Source organism: Pseudoxanthomonas suwonensis, from assembly GCF_010093235.1.
GTDB lineage: Bacteria > Pseudomonadota > Gammaproteobacteria > Xanthomonadales > Xanthomonadaceae > Pseudoxanthomonas > Pseudoxanthomonas suwonensis.
In genome coordinates, this window is record NZ_PDWP01000014.1 from 83,670 (window position 1) to 100,334 (window position 16,665).

General features: G+C 65.6%; 15 protein-coding genes. 4 read left to right on the plus strand and 11 right to left on the minus strand.

Features of this window, described 5'->3' with window-relative positions; translation table 11 throughout:
* Window positions 1-492 precede the first annotated feature (492 nt).
* The 3 genes from CSC68_RS08565 to CSC68_RS08575 all read right to left on the minus strand — a co-directional run bounded on the left by CSC68_RS08565 (window position 493) and on the right by CSC68_RS08575 (window position 3,459).
* The gene (locus CSC68_RS08565) at window positions 493-993 is read right to left on the minus strand and encodes an REP-associated tyrosine transposase (RefSeq protein ID WP_162203141.1); all 501 of its coding nucleotides are present in this window, start codon (window positions 991-993) and stop codon (window positions 493-495) included.
* 860 nt (window positions 994-1,853) lie between these two features.
* Window positions 1,854-2,777 (minus strand): ParB N-terminal domain-containing protein, encoded by a 924-nt coding sequence (locus CSC68_RS08570; protein WP_162203142.1) that lies wholly within the window; start codon window positions 2,775-2,777, stop codon window positions 1,854-1,856.
* A gap of 178 nt (window positions 2,778-2,955) precedes the next feature.
* Window positions 2,956-3,459 carry a hypothetical protein gene (locus CSC68_RS08575; protein ID WP_162203143.1) on the minus strand — a complete coding sequence of 168 codons (504 nt, stop codon included), beginning with the start codon at window positions 3,457-3,459 and terminating at the stop codon, window positions 2,956-2,958.
* An 895-nt stretch (window positions 3,460-4,354) separates the two neighbouring features.
* On the opposite strand from CSC68_RS08575, the gene CSC68_RS08580 reads away from it, so the two are divergent.
* The 3 genes from CSC68_RS08580 (at window position 4,355) to CSC68_RS08590 (ending at window position 6,085) form a co-directional block, all read left to right on the plus strand.
* Window positions 4,355-4,939 carry an SCE4755 family polysaccharide monooxygenase-like protein gene (locus CSC68_RS08580; protein ID WP_162203144.1) on the plus strand — a complete coding sequence of 195 codons (585 nt, stop codon included), beginning with the start codon at window positions 4,355-4,357 and terminating at the stop codon, window positions 4,937-4,939.
* Window positions 4,940-4,969: 30 nt separating this feature from the next.
* Window positions 4,970-5,221: a hypothetical protein gene (locus CSC68_RS08585; RefSeq protein WP_211365721.1), complete on the plus strand. Its 252-nt coding sequence runs from the start codon at window positions 4,970-4,972 to the stop codon at window positions 5,219-5,221.
* A 495-nt stretch (window positions 5,222-5,716) separates the two neighbouring features.
* Complete coding sequence (locus CSC68_RS08590; protein WP_162203145.1) at window positions 5,717-6,085, plus strand: hypothetical protein; 369 nt, start codon at window positions 5,717-5,719, stop codon at window positions 6,083-6,085.
* 288 nt (window positions 6,086-6,373) lie between these two features.
* Here CSC68_RS08590 and CSC68_RS08595 read toward each other — a convergent pair whose 3' ends face one another.
* Window positions 6,374-7,096 carry an rRNA pseudouridine synthase gene (locus CSC68_RS08595; RefSeq protein ID WP_162203146.1) on the minus strand — a complete coding sequence of 241 codons (723 nt, stop codon included), beginning with the start codon at window positions 7,094-7,096 and terminating at the stop codon, window positions 6,374-6,376.
* Window positions 7,097-7,201: 105 nt separating this feature from the next.
* Here CSC68_RS08595 and CSC68_RS08600 point away from each other — a divergent pair, with 105 nt between their 5' ends.
* Entirely contained in the window at window positions 7,202-8,059 is an 858-nt protein-coding gene (locus CSC68_RS08600; protein ID WP_162203147.1) for a PA4780 family RIO1-like protein kinase, read from the plus strand.
* Between the two features lie 272 nt (window positions 8,060-8,331).
* Here CSC68_RS08600 and CSC68_RS08605 read toward each other — a convergent pair whose 3' ends face one another.
* From CSC68_RS08605 to CSC68_RS08635, 7 genes are all read right to left on the minus strand, one after another.
* A complete protein-coding gene (locus CSC68_RS08605) occupies window positions 8,332-8,784 on the minus strand; it encodes an SHOCT domain-containing protein (protein ID WP_125108865.1) in 453 nt (150 codons plus the stop codon).
* A gap of 192 nt (window positions 8,785-8,976) precedes the next feature.
* On the minus strand, window positions 8,977-9,510 hold the full coding sequence (locus tag CSC68_RS08610; RefSeq protein ID WP_162203148.1) for a hypothetical protein: 534 nt from the start codon (window positions 9,508-9,510) through the stop codon (window positions 8,977-8,979).
* Window positions 9,511-10,050: 540 nt separating this feature from the next.
* Window positions 10,051-10,611, minus strand: a complete 561-nt coding sequence (locus CSC68_RS08615) for an SLATT domain-containing protein (protein ID WP_162203149.1) — start codon at window positions 10,609-10,611, stop codon at window positions 10,051-10,053.
* Complete coding sequence (locus CSC68_RS08620) at window positions 10,604-11,908, minus strand: nucleotide-binding domain-containing protein (RefSeq protein WP_162203150.1); 1,305 nt, start codon at window positions 11,906-11,908, stop codon at window positions 10,604-10,606. The genes CSC68_RS08615 and CSC68_RS08620 overlap by 8 nt, the downstream gene beginning before the upstream one ends.
* Window positions 11,909-12,024: 116 nt before the next feature.
* On the minus strand, window positions 12,025-12,798 hold the full coding sequence (locus tag CSC68_RS08625; RefSeq protein ID WP_162203151.1) for a TSCPD domain-containing protein: 774 nt from the start codon (window positions 12,796-12,798) through the stop codon (window positions 12,025-12,027).
* A 94-nt stretch (window positions 12,799-12,892) separates the two neighbouring features.
* A complete protein-coding gene (locus tag CSC68_RS08630) occupies window positions 12,893-13,753 on the minus strand; it encodes a histone H1-like protein (RefSeq protein ID WP_162203152.1) in 861 nt (286 codons plus the stop codon).
* A gap of 129 nt (window positions 13,754-13,882) precedes the next feature.
* The gene (locus CSC68_RS08635; protein ID WP_162203153.1) at window positions 13,883-16,039 is read right to left on the minus strand and encodes an adenosylcobalamin-dependent ribonucleoside-diphosphate reductase; all 2,157 of its coding nucleotides are present in this window, start codon (window positions 16,037-16,039) and stop codon (window positions 13,883-13,885) included.
* Window positions 16,040-16,665 lie beyond the last annotated feature (626 nt).

A 16,665-nucleotide genomic window follows, 5' to 3' on the forward strand; every position in this document is an offset into this window, starting at 1 on the left:
TCCTTCCGTGGCACACGTGCGCCCCGACCCCGGGTGCGCTTCGCTTACCCGGGCTACGGCACATGCGGAACGTAGCCCGGACAAGGCCTAAGGCCGCATCGCGCCCCTGCGTGACCGAAGCGCGACGACGCCTGGGCCGTCGCCACGCCCTCGCCACCTCAAAGCACGATTCCCCGTGTAGCCCGGATAAGGCCGAAGGCCGCATCCGGGAGCCCCACCACGCCCATCACCTTCGTCCTTCCGTGACACACGTGCGCCCCGACGCCGGGTGCGCTTCGCTTACCCCGGGCTACGGGACTTCGGCCCATACCGCGTAGCCCGGACAAGGCCGAAGGCCGCATCGCGCCCCTGCGTGACCGAAGTGCGACGACGCCTGGGCCGTCGCTACGGCCCCGCCACCTCAAAGCGCGATTCGATTCCCCGCGTAGCCCGGATAAGGCCGAAGCCCGCATCCGGGGCCGACGCCACATGTCCTCCCGCCCCCCCACGCCTTCACTCCCCCGTGCGCAGCGAAGGCAGCTCCACGCCCTCGGTGCCCCAATCCATCGCAACAAGACCGGCACGCACATACCGATGGAAGGTCGAGTGCGGCCAATCCACCACACGCGCCACCACGCCGTGCTTCACCGGATTGACGTGCACATACGCCACGTGCGCAGCCAGGTCACGCTCGTTGCGGATGGTGTGCTCCCAGAACCGCGACTGCCACGGCGATTGCCCGTCGTGCGCCACGCGTCGGGTGAATCCCTTCTTGATCTCGCGCCAGAGTCCCGCGTAATCGCAGCCGCCCTCGGCCATGGTGATGACCGCATGCAGGTGCTCGGGGAGCACGACCGCTGCCACCACCTGGTGCGGGTACCTTTCATGCGCCCGTCGCCATGCGGTCCTGAGTTCGCCTACATGGCGGACAAGCAGATCGCTGTTGCGGTCACGCAGCGTGACCGTGAAGAAGTACGTGGCACCGGGCACCCGATTGCGGCGATAGCGCACCATGCCACGAGTGTTCCGGCGGTATCGCCGCCGTGGAAGCGGTGGATGCCACTCATGCGTGTCAGGCGATCCTGACCCCTCTCATGCATTCCGGTCGCGTCGGGACCCGGGTGCGCTTCGCTTACCCGGGCTACAACCGGTAGCCCGGAAGGCCGCATCGCGCCCCTGCGTGACCGAAGCACGACGACGTCTGGGCCGTTGCCACGCCCTCGCCACCTCAAAGCACGATTCCCCGTGTAGCCCGGATAAGGCCGAAGGCCGTCTCCGGGAGCCCCACCACGCCCATCACCTTCGTCCTTCCGTGGCAACATGCGCCCCGACCCCGGGTGCGCTTCGCTTACCCGGGCTACAACCCGTAGCCCGGAAGGCCGCATCGCGCCCCTGCGTGACCGAAGTGCGACGACGCCTGGGCCGTCGCCACGCCCTCGCCACCTCAAAGCACGATTCCCCGTGTAGCCCGGATAAGGCCGGAGGCCGCATCCGGGAGCCCACCACGCCCATCACCTCCGTCCTTCCGTGGCACACGTGCGCCCCGACGCCGGGTGCGCTTCGCTTACCCGGGCTACGGGACATGCGGAACGTAGCCCGGATAAGGCCGAAGGCCGCATCGCGCCCTTGCGTGACCGAAGTGCGACGACGCCTGGGCCGTCGCCACGGCCTCGCCATCTCAAAGCGCGATTCGATTCCCCGCGTAGCCCGGATAAGGCCGGAGGCCGCATCCGGGGCCGACTCCACACCCACGAAGACCTGCGGTCGTACCCGCCTGTGCGGTCCGACGGCAACTTCTGCAGCGCGTGGCGACGCGCCGGGCCTCGCCACCGCCCCGACGTTGCAGCGGCGCGGTGCGCGCCGCGTACCCCGGGCTACCCCGCCGACTGCGCGTGGGCCTCGCGCATCCGCACCAGCTGGTTCTGCAGGGTGGCGACCTTGGAGCGCAGCTCTTCGTTCTCGCGCTCGAGCCGGGTGATGCGGCGCTGCAGGGCGCGCACGTCGGTGGCCGACTCCGCGCCCTCGCCGGTTTCCCCGCCTTCCGCGTTGGCGCCCTCGCCCGCGGACTCGGTGCGCGGACGCTTCTTGGCCTCGCGCGCACGCTTTGCGGCCTGCTTCAGCTCAGCCTTGCCGCCCTGCGCGGCGCTGCGCTGTTCTTCCACCGGCAGGCTGGCGACCGCGGCCGCGGCGCTGATGGAGATCTCGCCGGCCTTCAACGCCTCCACCACTTCCGGCGCGGCCTGGGTGTGGATGCGCTCGATCATCGCCACCTGGTTGGCGCTGAGCTTGGCCTCGCGCGCCAGTTCGGCGCGGCTGACCGGCACCGGATCCCAGGGCGGCAGGTCGTCGGACTCCGGCTTAGCCTTCAGCGCGGCCGCCGCCTCGGCGGCTTCGGCCTCGGCTGCTTCGGCGGCGGCAGTGGCGGCCTGGGCGGCGCGCAGGGCCTCCAGGTCGGCCTCGCGCTGGGCCTGCAGGCGGCGGGCGAGGATCTCGCGCTTGCGCAGGGCCAGCACGCCGCGCTGGTAGTCGGAGACGCTGCGCCGGCCCAGGTGCTGCTCGATCATCCACAGGTGCACGTCCTCCATCGACTGGAAGCGCGTGTTCTGCACCGTGTTGAAGGGGATGCCGTGCTTCTGGCAGATGCCGTAGCGATTGTGGCCGTCGACCAGGATGTCGCCCCACAGGACCAGGGAGTCGCGGCAGCCCTCGGCCAGCAGGCTGCGCTCCAGTGCCTCGTACTCGTCGTTGGTCAGCGGATCGATATAGGCCTTGAGCTCTTCGAGTACGACGATGTCCATGCACTGCTTGGGAAAACGGGGGCGCGCATTGTAGTGCCTGGTTCCCGCGTCCAGTAGCGGATTGACGGGCGCGCCGAATGGTGCGCAACGGCGCACGCCGCAACGAGAAAGGCCAGGACTTGCGCCCTGGCCTCTTGCGTGGATCGGCGTTGGCGGAATCGCACTCCGAGCCCGCTTTTCAGCCTTCCCAGGTGCCGCCGCCCATCTGGCAGCTGGCCGGCAGCGAGGTCAGGCCGTCGCCGCTGCGCTCGTAGTAGAACGCGGTCAGTCCGGACTGGCCGAAGAGGCCCTTGCAGCTGCCCTGGTTCGGGCTGGGGCAGGCATCCATCCAGGTGATCCCGCCGGCCTTGCCGGTGCCGATCTGCGCCGAGCCTTCGGCCAGCGACTCGCACATCTTGCGGTGACTCTCCTCCGACACGCTCTCGTCGGCCTGCAGGCAGTCGCGCGAGCGGATGCGCTGGCCCATGATCTCGAACTCGCCGGCGATCATGCAGGCGCGGGTCTTGCCGCCGGTCGCGGCCACCGGTGCAGGCGCGGCGGCCTCGCTGGGCTCAGCCTCTTCGGCCGGCGCAGCCTCGGCCTGGGCCGGTGCGCCCGCGTTGGCCGGCGTCGTGTCCTGCGCGCAGCCGGCGGCCGCCAGGGCCAGGATCATCGCGGCGGCAAGCTTTCCCCTATGCAGCATCGGCACTACTCCCCTCTGGAAAGCGGGCAATCCTGCCATCACGGGTCATGGTCGCCAAGGATTTGCCGACGAGCCGCATGGCGGTCGACCGGATGCGTCCGGAGCGAGGACTCGTTCGCGTCGAAGACAGGCGCAGTGACGGTGTACTCCCGAGCCATCCCTACAGGACGACTGGAACGCGGCACATCCCCAGGCCGGCCAGGCCGGATTGCCTCGCGGCCGCCCGGGCGCAGGGGAATCACGGACTCCCGGCCCTGGCCCGCAAGGCTCCAAATCCCGACCGTCGGGCTTCGAGGCTTGCACGCAAGGCTTCAGGCCTTGCACTTCGGGCCCAGAGCCTCGTGCGCAAGGCTCTCCTGCCTTGCCCGCAAGGCAAGGAGGCTTGCAACGGCAAAGCCCGGAGCCTTGTACGCAAGCCCTGGAGCTCGGATCACAAGGCTTTTTGCTTCAAGCGCAAAGCAAAAAGCCTTGCGCGCGAAGCTGGTGAGCTCCAAGCGCACGGCTCGGAGCTTCGGAAGTCGAAGCTCGGAACTCCAACTGCAAAGCTCGGAGCTCCAGGCGCAAGGCAAAAAGCTCCGGCGTTGGAGTTGCTGAGCTTCGAAGTTGGAGCTTGGAGCCTGGCGGTTGGAGCTTTTGGCCTTGTGCGCAAAGCCCGGAGCCCTGCGGATGGAGCTCTGAGCCTTGCACGCAAAGCCCAGAGCCTTGCGGTTGGAGCTCCGAGCCTTGCGCCTGGAGCTCTGGGCTTTGCGGGCGCCCCTCGCCTACTTCAGAGAAATTGCACGCTGACCCGGCTTTCGGAGCTGGCGCGGAACGGTTACCGGGGAAACCACGACGTGGGGCCAATGCCCGCCAGATTTGTGTAATGTCCGCATCGCCCCTTCCGAAGGAGTCGCCCATGCATTCCCGGCTTTCCGCCTGCCTGCTGCTGCTCCTGACCGGTACGGTCGCGGGCGCGGCCCACGCCCACTTCGCCGTCGAAATGGGCGACACCCACGAATCGCGTTACGGGCCCGGCGAGATCAAGTCCCCGCCCTGCGGACGCCCGGACGGGGAGCGCGGGGAGAAGGTGCATACCTACAAGCCCGGCGAGACCATCGATGTCTCCTGGGTGGAGTTCGTGGCGCACCCGGGCTACTTCCGCATCGCCTTCGACAGCGATGGCGACGACGACTTCGTGAATCCGGCCAGCATCGCCCCCGCCGGCCGCGCCTGCGCCGAAGGCGAACCCAACTGCGGCGACGGCGACTTCTACAACAACGAAACCGTGCTGCTCGACGACTTCGGCCGCCACGACGTGGCCGAGAACGGCAGGCGCTACACCGCCCAGGTCAAGCTGCCGGACGTGGAGTGCGGGAACTGCACGCTCCAGATCATCCAGCTGATGACCGAAGAGTCGAAGGCGCCCTATGATCCGGCCGCCGAAGACGCCGACGACATCTACTACCAGTGCGTGGACCTGCGACTGCAGGCGAACCGCTGACCGACGATCACCCTCAACTGGATAACGGCCGTGGAGAATACCGACCTCGGTGCAGCCCTCTTCGCCAGTTTGACTGCCGTGTTCATCGTGCTGCTCATGACGGCGTCCGGCCGGATGCACAGGGTCAGGAGGATCGACGAGCTGCCGCCCCCTTCCGGGAAGGTCATTTCACTCGCGAAGGAAGGCAGGAAGATCCGCGCCATCCGGGCGTACCGCAGGCAGACGTCGGCCGGACTCCTCGAAGCAGCCAAGCTCATCGAGCACACCATGCGGGCGGGTTGATGGAGCGCCACCGTCCTGGCGCGATGGCGCCAGGCGTCGCCATGGCCTTGCGCGGTCGAAGCGCGAGGCCGGGCTTCCATCGCGCATGATCCGGGAGGCGCTTGTCCGGGTGAGGGCGTATCTCCCCGGGGGGCGTATCGGTCCCTGTTGGAGAGCTGCACGCTGCAGATCACGCAGCTGATAACCGGGGAATCGCAGGCGCCCTACGACCCGGCCGCCGAGGGTGCCGACTATGTCTCCCCTGCCAGGGTGTGAATCGGAAGCTGCAGCGAACGATGGCAGCACCGTCCGCATCCGCGCCACCCACTCCTCGATCTGGCAGCCCTCTGCGCTCGCGGCCTACCAGGAAGCTGAACGAGACAGGTTTGGCCTTGTCGCTAACTTTGGCGAAGCCGCGCTGCTGCTATCCGTGGAATGGGACCTACGGCCATTAGGACCGAAGCCCGGGGTGCGCCAAGTGCACCTCCAATCCACGTTGAAGGAGAGCAGTCAGTAATGACCAATACGACGAATGTGAATGCCGCCGAGGTGCCCGCGAACCTCTCGGAGCCGGTCCACGACGGACTCGGCCACTACTTCACGGCCACGAACCAGGTCTTCGGGATTCTGGGCTTCGGTACCGGGATGTCTTGTCTCAGCCACGGACGCCTGATCACGTGGATCGCGTTGTCCGTGCTCGCCGTTATTTGGCATAGCCATATCAAACAGTACAAGGCGTATATCGATGCTCTCCGCTCCGAGGGCGACCCAGCAGTCCGCTGGCATCGACTGCTGCGCGAGACCTATCCCGCCACCTTGGGCTTTCTATTTGTCGCGCTGATAGCAATCGGCGTCTTGGACAGCAACGGGTTTGTCGGGTTCTAGGCAAGCTTGCCAACACCCGACAGTGGTCAGCCCTTGAAATGCCGGCAGGCCACGCCTGCCGGCCCAAGCGCCGTCCAGCCATCCATGCACGGCGTTACACGGCATGGCCGTAGCCTCCGGCTCGTAGCGAGTAGCCCGGATAAGGCCGCAGGCCGCATCCGGGGAGTGGTTGGCGGCGCAGGGACAGGGCGCGGTTGCTCGCCTGCGCCCCCCGGATACGCTTCGCTTATCCGGGCTACGCAACGACCGCTGTCGGAAAACCCCTAAAAGTGGACTCTGACCCCGGTTTTAGAAGCGGGCGGAGGTGGGGAGGTAGCGCCAGGCGCCGACGGGCATCTTGGCCAGGGCGATGCGGCCGATGCGCAGGCGGCGGATCGAGATCACCTGCAGGCCGACCTGGGCGCACATGTCGCGCAGCTGGCCGGGGCGCGGGCCCTTGATCGCGAAGCGCAGGCGGGTCTCGTTCTGCCAGCTGACCTTGGCCGGCGGCAGCGCGCGGCCTTCGTAGGACAGGCCGTGGTTGAGGCGGGACAGGCCCCAGGGTTCCAGCGAGCCTTCGACCTCGACAACGAACTCCTGCTCGATCGTGGCGAAGTCCTCTACCAGCCGGCGGCGCACGCGCCCGTCCTGGCTCAGCACCACCAGGCCGCTGGCCTCCGGCTCCAGCGGCACGAGCGAGGCCAGCCGCTGGAAGTTCCTGCGCAGCATGCGGATGCCGGTGGTGTCGCCGTCCCAGCGGTTGGCCGGGGGCACCAGGTCGGCGATCGCGCCGGCTGCGGCGTCCAGGTCCACGCCGGCCGGCTTGTGCAGCAGGAAGGTCGCCGGCTCGATCGCCTGCGGACGGGCGCCGGGGACGATCTCCACCACCTCGTCGGTGACCATGTGGCCGGGCAGTTCCACCACCTGGCCGTCGACCTTCACCCAGCCACCCTCGATGCACTGCTCGGCCTCGCTGCGCGAGCATCGGACCAGTTCGGCCACGCGTCGGGCCAGTCGGATCGGGTTGGACATGAACGGCACGCAATGGGGGTCGGGGGCGCGCAGTGTATCGTTCGCGCTCCCCGGCGCGCCGGCGCCGGTCCCCGGCCCTCGCCCGACCACTCCCCACGAGGTGCCATGAAAACTCCCGCCGGACTGCAGGCGCTGATCGACGACGGCGTGATCGACGCCGTGCTGCGCCCGCTCAAAAGCGGCAAGGAGGCCTCGGTGTACGTGGTCCGCGCAGGCGACGAGATCCGCTGCGCCAAGGTCTACAAGGACATGGCCCAGCGCAGCTTCCAGCAGCGCGTGCAGTACCAGGAAGGCCGCAAGGTCCGCGGCAGCCGCGAGGCCCGCGCGATCGGCAAGGCCACGAAGTACGGGCGCAAGCAGCAGGAAACGGCCTGGAAGAACACCGAGGTCGATGCGCTGTACCAGCTGCGCGACGCCGGCGTGCGCGTACCCGAGCCGCATGGCTACGTCCACGGCGTGCTGGTGATGGAGCTGGTCGCCGATGCCGAGGGCAGTTCCGCCCCGCGCCTGGGCGAGGTCGCGCTCTCACCCGCCCAGGCGCGCGACTACCACCGCTTCCTGGTGCGGCAGATCGTGAAGATGCTCTGCACCGGTCTGGTCCACGGCGACCTCTCGCCCTACAACGTGCTGGTCGGCGCCGATGGCCCGGTGGTGATCGACTTTCCCCAGGTGGTCAGCGCCGCCGGCAACAACGCCGCCCGTACCATGCTGCTGCGCGACGTCAACAACATCACCGCGTATCTCGGCACCTCGGCTCCCGAACTGCTGGACACCTGGTACGGCGAGGAGATGTGGGCCCTGTTCGAGGCCGGCGACCTGCACCCGGACACCGAGTTGACCGGCCACTTCGAGCACGACGAATCCATCCCCGACATCGACGGCGTACGCCACGCCATCAACGATGCCCGCGAGGAAGCGCTGATCCGCCAGCAGGGCCGCGACGCGGCGGCCGAGGCCGACTAGAACCGGCGCCCCACGGCGCTCAACGCGAGGCGCTCGTAGCCCGGATAAGCCCGAAGGGCGCATCCGGGACCTCGGCCACGAGGCGACTCAATCCCCCGGCTGCGCTTCGCACACCCGAGCCACGAAACCGTCAGAAGTGAACCTGACCCCGTTAGTAGCCGATAAGCCCGACGGGCGCATCCGGGACGCCCGACGAGCAGCCCGGCTTCGGCACGCCCACATGCACGCACACGGGTAGGTACCCGTGTGCGTGGCAATCGATGAAAGAGGCGTCAGTGCCCCTTGGACTGAAGCAATTTTTCCTTCTCGGCATCGAACTCGGACTGACTTATCGCGCCGGAGTCCAGCAGCCCCTTGAGCCTCGCAAGGTTCTCGTAGATGTCGCCGCGATCACCTGCGGTTTGGCCACTTCCCGTGGCGGGCCCACAGGAGAAGTAGATGGTGCCTACGGCACCCTGGGCCGGCTGCGTGCCCAAGGCTCCTCCCGCTCTCCCAACCTGTGCCTCCTGCCCGGATGATTCGAGCAGATTTGCCTCGTGACCGGTCGTTCGCTGACAGAACTTGTGTGCCTGGCCCATCAAGTCCGCGACGATCTTGTCTGCGCTGCTGAAGATCGTTTTCCCCTTGTGCGTCAGCATGTACCTGCCTTCGCCGACCGCCACCGGGTCCTTCGCCTCTGCCTGGAAGACCACAACGAGCAAAACCAGAAACACTTTCCATTTCATCTTGCTCTCCTACTTGGCCAGTGCTGGATTGCCCCCCCTACGCACCCTGATACCCGGGGCGACGGGGATGGGTAACCGAGTTTGCTCCAGGCGAAGGGCGAAATCACGGCGGTTACGCATTGGATGCCAGTAATAGACCGGCACAACCTGGGTGCGCACTCCGGCTCTACCCCAGCAAGACGCGGCCGCCTGTCAGAAAATCCCCAAAACTGCACTCCGACCCCGGTTTTCGGATTTGCCGTCGCACCAGGCGCGCAGACACTGCCCAGCCAGCCAGGCGGCCTCCAGCACCAGTCCCGACAGCCCGCCAAGCAGCAGCAGCAGCGGCGTGCCCTTGAGCCCGAAGATGGCCAGGCCGAACAACGTGCTGGTGAGTGCGCACAACCAGGCCACCACTACGACGCGCGCCCAGCCGCCGATCAGCGGCCTCAGCAGGCCCGCACAGAGGCCACCCGCTACCGCCGGGACCAGACCCAGCAGGTAGGAGGCGAGCATCAGGAAGAGCAGCAGCCCGATTCCCCGGGAACTGGATTCGATCACCAGCACACCAAGGCCCAGCATCAGCCCGCCCAGCGGGGGACCCAACAGCCCGAAGATCAGTGCGCTTCCCAGCACCTGCCCGATGCGGAACGGGCAGCACGAACGATGCCGGAGCAACGCCACGCCGGCAACCACCAGCAGCAGCGCCAGCAGGAACACCCACTTCCACACCGAATCTGTTGCCATCAGCCCTTCCCCGGGGCGGCAGCGCCTGGCCGCGATGGTGCGATTGTAGCCAGCGCGCGCGGGCATTCCGGGCCCGAACAGGGTCGGGCCCGAGCAGGGTCAGGTTGAGTTACCCAGTTGGGGACAACGCGCGAACGCTCTGCACCGAAGTGAACCTGACCCCGTTATCGGGCGAGGAAGGCGAGGTCTTCCTGCCACTGCTCCGCCGTGAGGTCCGGAACGGAAGACTCCGCATGCGCGATTCCGCATGCCAGCAGCAGGAGGAAGAGCAGCTTCTTTATGGCTCCCTGGAAACCACCATCGCGGCCTGCGCAGTATTGCATCGACTCGCGCGGAGAACAGGCTCAGGCCGAATATCCCGCAGGAAGTGCCTTGTGCCCGGAACCCGTCCGCTGGAGTGAACCTACCCCCTTCAGCTGAAAGGAAACCTAACCCCGCTATTCAAAATCGGTGGCTTTTCCACCACTCGACCTCTCGATGCAAAAAGGTCAGAGCGGAAACCCGACTCTGAACCTTGCTTTCCTTTGTTGTTCTCTGAGTCTAAGAGCCGCGTTTCAAATCCCTGGGGAGAAAAGCGTCAATTTCCGCCTCGGAGAAGGTCATGTCTTCCAGGCTCTGAAGCGCCCTCTGCGCTTCTCTGTAGGCCTTGTAGTTTGTGCTGGGTGCGCCGGTATAGATCGCATGGAGATCACTGAGAAGAGAGTCTCTTACTATGCGCACATCTCCTAGTGCGGAACTAGAAGAACGCAAGTCCGAGAGAAGCGAGAGATATTTTTCGCGGACTAGCCATATATCTGCTGCTGCTCTGCGATGTTTCTGGGCTATCTCACCTAGGTCGTAGTCTTTTGTGTACGAGTTAAGTGCGAGAAGTGCCGTCGAGAGCACGGCACTTATCCCCGTTGCCCATAGATCCCACTCGTCTGACAGCGTCGTGAGAATTCCGCCAGTCACAAGGGCGGACAAAATTATTTGGAGGAGCTTGATGCGTTTGTGACGCTCAAGAAGCAAGTCGGCGCACTTCTCATGAGTTTTATGTGTGTAGACGACTCGACCGTAGCACTCCCGTATCTGTCCTTCCAGGACCCTTGCGGCATCATTCATAGTCACGTCCGTCTGCCTCGATGGGAACACGGATGCGGTCCTTGGCCACGACCACGCCATCCTTCACGCAGTAGCACTCGACGACATGATCACCACGAAAATCGGAGCTCTCGCTCTTTGCTCGATGCCCACCGTCAGGAACGATTTGGCCTCGGATGCAATTCCGCCGCTCGGCCTCTGCGCCTCGGTTTAGCACCTTCCAATAAACGTCAAAGGGCGGGTCGACCGAAATATCCTCAATCCAGAAGTTCAGCTTCTTGTTGGAGCGGAGGGGAAGCCTGTTCCTCAAGAGATCACGCAATAAGAACTTCCGGAAGCCGTTCTGTTTTACTTCGCAATTTAGCCTCATGTGGCAGCGGATATCGATTGGGAATCGATCTTCAATGAATTCCTCGGTCTGATCCCATGTCCTCGCGGCGCGCGCCTCATCCGTGGTTGCAAGCGCAGGAAATGGTCGGCCGTAGACCTTCTTCCACTTGTCGTTGACGTTGCTGCTTCCCGCGGACTCGATGGCCTTTAGGCACAGGTCATAAGCCTTTTGTGCTTTGCGCTGAAACTTCTTTTTGACCTTCACACGCTGACGGCTACCGGGCGCTGCGTACTCGCTTTGCTCCGGGAGATCAGCAAGATACTTAAAGAAGTCGCGACCAAGCTCGTCGTAGCAACCGAAGCTCTTTGCGTCGTATGCGGCTGTCGAACTAAGAAAGTTAAACGCAAGAGTGTCGATGAGTAGACCGCCCATACTCACTCCGTGCTTGTTCTTCCACGCACGAGTCATTTTGCAAAGACGGCGTAGATTCGAGTTCTTGGCCCCGTCGAGGTCGGCGACAGCCTGCATCTCCGGCCGGGGCTTTGTAATTTTCCAGCTGCCGCCGTTCTTCGTATCGGGATACCTGTAACTTTGGTCTTCCTGTTCAAAGACAGGCTGCACTTCAACATGGAAGTTCGTGTACGTGACTGTCACGACAAGGCGATCTACGCGAATTTCGGTGGTCGGATAGCGCTTCAATATTGCGTCCCGAACATCTTGCAGCAGCTTGAGCTGACCGCCGCTTTTGTCGTAGTCAACCCATTTCGTCTTGGGCATGATGTAGAGCATGTCCAAGTCCGAGATGTCATTGATACCGGTCTTTCGGCCGAATGAACCGACTTGCAGTGTGTTTGCTTCCTTTGATTCGGTTTCGCGGAAATGACGATTCAGAGCGGATGTTAGTTCCCCGTACCTGAGGCCAATCGTTTCGGAGTTCGAAATAGTCAGATTGCTGAGGAACGCCGAGAACATTTCCGCGGTTGTCATGTCACTCAGCCCCCTGCCTGATTGAGTGGTTGATGCGTGTACCGTTGTGCGCTGGGCCTAAAAAAAGGGCCAGATCATTTGTGCGCCTGGCCCTTGGATAAGTCGTCTAGATCAACTCAACCGCACTTGCTATACCCGCAGTTCAAGCAAGTCGCGCAGCCGTCCATGATCACCAGGGCCTTGGTGCTGCACTTGTGGCACATGGTGGCGCTGGGGGGAAAGCTGGTGCCTTCGCCGGTCACGGCGACGTCTTCCTCGCGGGTGGCGGCGGCGGTGCCGTTGACGGCGGCGCTGGCGCCCTTGGCGCGCTCTTCGTACTGCTTGCGCTTCTCGGCGATCAGGGCCTTGGCGTGGGCGCTCATCTCCGGGTCGTGGATCAGACCGATGGACTTCATGTGCTCCTCGACCACGGCGCCGATCTCGGCGACCAGGGAGGGCATGTACACGCCGCCGGCCTTGAAGTAGCCGCCGCGCGGGTCGAACACGGCCTTCATCTCCTCCACCAGGAAGGTCACGTCGCCGCCCTTGCGGAACACGGCGGACATGATGCGGGTCAGGGCGACGATCCACTGGAAGTGGTCCATCGACTTGGAGTTGATGAACACCTCGAACGGGCGGCGCAGCTCGTGCTCGGTGCCGGCGTTGAGCACGATGTCGTTGATGGTCACGTACATGGCGTGCTCCACCAGCGGCGACTTGATCTTGTAGGTGCTGCCGATCAGGACGTCCGGGCGCTCGATGCGCTCGTGCATGTGGATGACGTTGTCCTTCGGCTCGCTGGCCGCTTCGCGATCGGCGACGACGGGCGCCGGCGCGGCGGTCTCGCGCGCCTTGTCGTCCGGGGTGACGACGGCGTAGCCCTTGATTTTCCTGTCGATCTTCACGGCCATTGGGGCGGATCCTCTGCTCTTTCGTTTCTTGTATGGGTGTCGGGTTCGCGGCGGGGCCGCTGGCTCCCCCGCCTGGACGGGGGAGCCGGATGGGTTACCTGGCCTTGCGGGCCGTGGCCTTCTTCACCACGGTCTTCTTCGCTGCGGCCTTCTTCGTGGCGCGGGCGGGCGCGGCCTTCTTCGCTACCGCCTTCTTCGCGACCACCTTCCTGGCCACCGCCTTCTTCGGGGCGGCCTTCTTCACGGCCTTCTTCGCGGCCTTGGCGACCTTCCTGGCCGCCTTCTTCGTGGCAGCGGCCTTCTTCGCTGCGACGACCTTGCGGGCCACGGCCACCTTCTTGACCGCGGTCTTCTTCGCCGCGGCCTTGCGCGCGGCGCCGCGGTCGGCGATCCGGCTGCGGGCGGTGCCGGCCTCGGCCTTCGCATTCGCCTTGGCCTGCTCCAGCTTCGTCCGGGTGGTGGCCACGGCCTTCTTGGCCGCCTTCTTCGCCGTGCCACGCGCCTTGTCGGCGGCAGCCCTGGCCTTCTTCGCGGCCTCGGCGGCCTTCTTCGCGGCGGCGCTGGCCCGGGTGCCGGCCTTCTGCGCCGCGGTGCTGGCCTTGCTGCTGGCCTTCTTCGCCACGGCGGCGGCCTTCTCCTTCGCCTTGGCGGCGGCGGTGGAGGCCTTCTTCGCGACGGTCGACGCCTTCTTCGCCACCTTGGCGCGGGTGCTGGCGACGGTCTTCTTCACCCGCTCGACCACCGGGGCCTGGGCGGCGTCGGTGGGCTCGGCGGTGGCAGCCGGCTCGGCCCCGGTCAGGCTGTCGGGGGCCTGGGCCTCGGGGGTCGCCGGGGCTTCGGCCTCGACGGGGTCGGTGGAAACTTCGGGGGTCCTGGCGGCGTCCTCGGTCAGGGTCGCCGTCACACCATTGCCATTGCTCATGGTGCCCTCCTTGGGCTCATTGGTCGTGGTCATCGGGACACTCTCACTGGCTCCGGGCGCCGTGGGTCGGATCGGCCGTGGCGGGCGCCCGGAACAGCGCGCGCCACGGCCTTTGCCTCGACTGCCGCGCCCCTTTCTCACCCGGGGCGCGGCTTGCGTCGATCAGAACTTGCCGTAATACCCTTCCTTGAGGGCGTCGAACAGGTTGGCGGCGGTGTGGGTCTCGCCGTCGTACTCGATCTCCTCGTTGCCCTTGACCTCCACCACCGAGCCGTCTTCCAGCTCGAAGCGGTACAGGGTGTTCTCCAGGTCCTTCTCCTTGACCAGCACGCCCTGGAATGCGGCGGGGTTGAAGCGGAACGTGGTGCAGCCCTTCAGGCCCTGCTGGTGGGCGTAGCGGTAGATGTCCTTGAACTGCTCGTACGGGTAGTCGGTGGGGACGTTGGCGGTCTTGGAGATGGAGCTGTCCACCCACTTCTGGGCGGCGGCCTGCACGTCCACGTGCTCCTTCGGCGAGATGTCGTCGGCGGAGATGAAGTACTCCGGCAGCTGCGCCTCCGGGTCGTCGGAGAACGGCATCGCCTTGGGGTTCACGAAGTGGCGGTAGGCCAGCAGCTCGAAGCTGTAGACGTCCACCTTCTCCTTGGACTTCTTGCCCTCGCGGATCACGTTGCGGCTGTAGTGGTGCGCGAACGAGGGCTCGATGCCGTTGGAGGCGTTGTTGGCCAGCGACAGCGAGATGGTGCCGGTCGGGGCGATCGAGCTGTGGTGGGTGAAGCGGGCGCCGGTCTCGGCCAGCTCCTCCACCAGCTCCGGGGCCACGGCGGCGATGCGCTGCATGTAGCGGCTGTAGCGCGCGTGCAGCACCTTGCCCTCGATCTCCTGGCCCACGCGCCAGCCGTCCTTCGCCATCTCCGGGCGCTGGCGCAGCATCTGCGGGGTCACGGTGAAGCGCTCGTCCATGATCGGGGCCGGGCCCTTCTCCCTGGCCAGCGACAGGCCCACTTCCCAGCCGGCCACCGCCATGTCGCGGGCGACCTGCTCGGTGAACTCCAGGCTGTCGGCCGAGCCGTACTTCATGCGCAGCATCGTCAGGGTCGAGCCCAGGCCCAGGAAGCCCATGCCGTGGCGACGCTTGCGCATGATCTCGTTGCGCTGCTGCTCCAGCGGCAGGCCGTTGACCTCGACCACGTTGTCGAGCATGCGGGTGAACACGCGCACCACTTCCTTGTACTCCTCCCAGTCGAAGGAGGCCTTGTCGGTAAAGGGGTCGCGCACGAACTTGGTCAGGTTGACCGAGCCCAGCAGGCAGGCGCCGTACGGCGGCAGCGGCTGCTCGCCGCAGGGGTTGGTGGCGCGGATGTTCTCGCACCACCAGTTGTTGTTCATCTCGTTGACGCGGTCGATCAGGATGAAGCCCGGCTCGGCGTAGTCGTACGTCGAGACCATGATCATGTCCCACAGGTGGCGGGCGCGGATGTGGCCGTAGACCTTGCAGGCGACCAGGCCGTCGTCGCGGATGATGTAGGCGTCGTCGTGGGTCGGCCAGTCGCGCCAGACCACCTGGTCGGCGTTGGACAGGTCGATGTCGGCCTCTTCCTTCCTGTTGACCGGGAACACCAGCGGCCAGTCGCCGTCGGCTTCCACCGCCTGCATGAAGCCGTCGGTGATCAGCAGCGACAGGTTGAACTGGCGCAGGCGGCCGTCCTCGCGCTTGGCGCGGATGAAGTCCTTCACGTCCGGGTGCGAGACGTCGAAGGTGCCCATCTGCGCGCCGCGGCGGCCACCGGCAGAGGACACGGTGAAGCACATCTTGTCGAAGATATCCATGAAGGACATCGGGCCGGAGGTGTAGGCGCCGGCGCCGGCCACGAACGCGCCGCGCGGGCGCAGGGTCGAGAACTCGTAGCCGATGCCGCAGCCGGCCTTCAGGGTCAGGCCCGCCTCGTGGACCTTCTGCAGGATGCCGTCCATCGAGTCGCCGATGGTGCCGGAGACGGTGCAGTTGATGGTGCTGGTGGCCGGCTTGTGTTCCTGGGCGCCGGCGTTGGAGGTGATGCGGCCGGCCGGGATGGCGCCGCGGCGCAGCGCCCACAGGAAGCGCTCGTACCAGTAGTTGCGCTTCTCCTCGGTCAGCTCGGCGTCGGCCAGGGCCCGGGCCACGCGCTGGTAGGTGCCGTCGATGTCAGCATCCAGCGGCACCCCCTGCTTGGTCTTCAGGCGGTACTTCTTGTCCCAGATGTCCAGGGAGGCTGGCTGCAGCGGGATCTCCGCCACGGGTTTGTCCGTGTTGACCACTTCGAGGCGCACCGTACTCATGCTTTGAAAACTCCTTCGCACCGTAATCCAGTTGGAGGCCGGAGGGTGCGAAGGGAACGGGAAGCCCCGGGCGACGCCATGCGCGCCGCCTGCCGGAGTCAGGCGCCGGGTTTGTCGCGGCCGGCAAGGCCGCTTCCGTACGCAGTTTCCTGTCCCATCCGCTCGCCGCTCCGGCGTTTTGGCCCCGCTGTTTGGCGTATTCACCAAACACCATCACTGGGGCCAGCGTTGTGTTCGACCGCTATATCTAGTGGCACGACAGGGGGCCCAAGCTAGGGGTAGCCCCGACCCGTGTCAACTGCGATCGCACAAACCCAGCAACGGCGGCACCCGGCTTCCGGGCGGGGGCGTACGGAACAAATGGAATGCGCAGGTCAAGGGGGACTTCACCAACGGTTTAGTGGCTTGCCCGCACACTCGTTCAGCTTGATGACGGCAGTCCCCGCCCCCATGGGAACGGGAGCCCGAATGTCCCTCGCCGCAAGGAAAACCCGCATGCGCCGCGCGACCACACCCGTCTCTTATACACATCTGACGCTGCCGACGATCTACTCTGGTGAGCGCTCGGGGGTGCGCCGCTCCTTTAAAAAATAAAAAACATATCTACACAGATAAGATAGATGAGT

Bases quoted from the DNA above. Each gene is read 5' to 3' on its own strand.
- CSC68_RS08565 (WP_162203141.1), bottom strand. From the start codon at position 993: ATGGTGCGCTATCGCCGCAATCGGGTGCCCGGTGCCACGTACTTCTTC.
- CSC68_RS08570 (WP_162203142.1), bottom strand. From the start codon at position 2,777: ATGGACATCGTCGTACTCGAAGAGCTCAAGGCCTATATCGATCCGCTG.
- CSC68_RS08575 (WP_162203143.1), bottom strand. From the start codon at position 3,459: ATGCTGCATAGGGGAAAGCTTGCCGCCGCGATGATCCTGGCCCTGGCG.
- CSC68_RS08580 (WP_162203144.1), top strand. From the start codon at position 4,355: ATGCATTCCCGGCTTTCCGCCTGCCTGCTGCTGCTCCTGACCGGTACG.
- CSC68_RS08590 (WP_162203145.1), top strand. From the start codon at position 5,717: ATGACCAATACGACGAATGTGAATGCCGCCGAGGTGCCCGCGAACCTC.
- CSC68_RS08595 (WP_162203146.1), bottom strand. From the start codon at position 7,096: ATGTCCAACCCGATCCGACTGGCCCGACGCGTGGCCGAACTGGTCCGA.
- CSC68_RS08600 (WP_162203147.1), top strand. From the start codon at position 7,202: ATGAAAACTCCCGCCGGACTGCAGGCGCTGATCGACGACGGCGTGATC.
- CSC68_RS08605 (WP_125108865.1), bottom strand. From the start codon at position 8,784: ATGAAATGGAAAGTGTTTCTGGTTTTGCTCGTTGTGGTCTTCCAGGCA.
- CSC68_RS08610 (WP_162203148.1), bottom strand. From the start codon at position 9,510: ATGGCAACAGATTCGGTGTGGAAGTGGGTGTTCCTGCTGGCGCTGCTG.
- CSC68_RS08615 (WP_162203149.1), bottom strand. From the start codon at position 10,611: ATGAATGATGCCGCAAGGGTCCTGGAAGGACAGATACGGGAGTGCTAC.
- CSC68_RS08620 (WP_162203150.1), bottom strand. From the start codon at position 11,908: ATGACAACCGCGGAAATGTTCTCGGCGTTCCTCAGCAATCTGACTATT.
- CSC68_RS08625 (WP_162203151.1), bottom strand. From the start codon at position 12,798: ATGGCCGTGAAGATCGACAGGAAAATCAAGGGCTACGCCGTCGTCACC.
- CSC68_RS08630 (WP_162203152.1), bottom strand. From the start codon at position 13,753: ATGACCACGACCAATGAGCCCAAGGAGGGCACCATGAGCAATGGCAAT.
- CSC68_RS08635 (WP_162203153.1), bottom strand. From the start codon at position 16,039: ATGAGTACGGTGCGCCTCGAAGTGGTCAACACGGACAAACCCGTGGCG.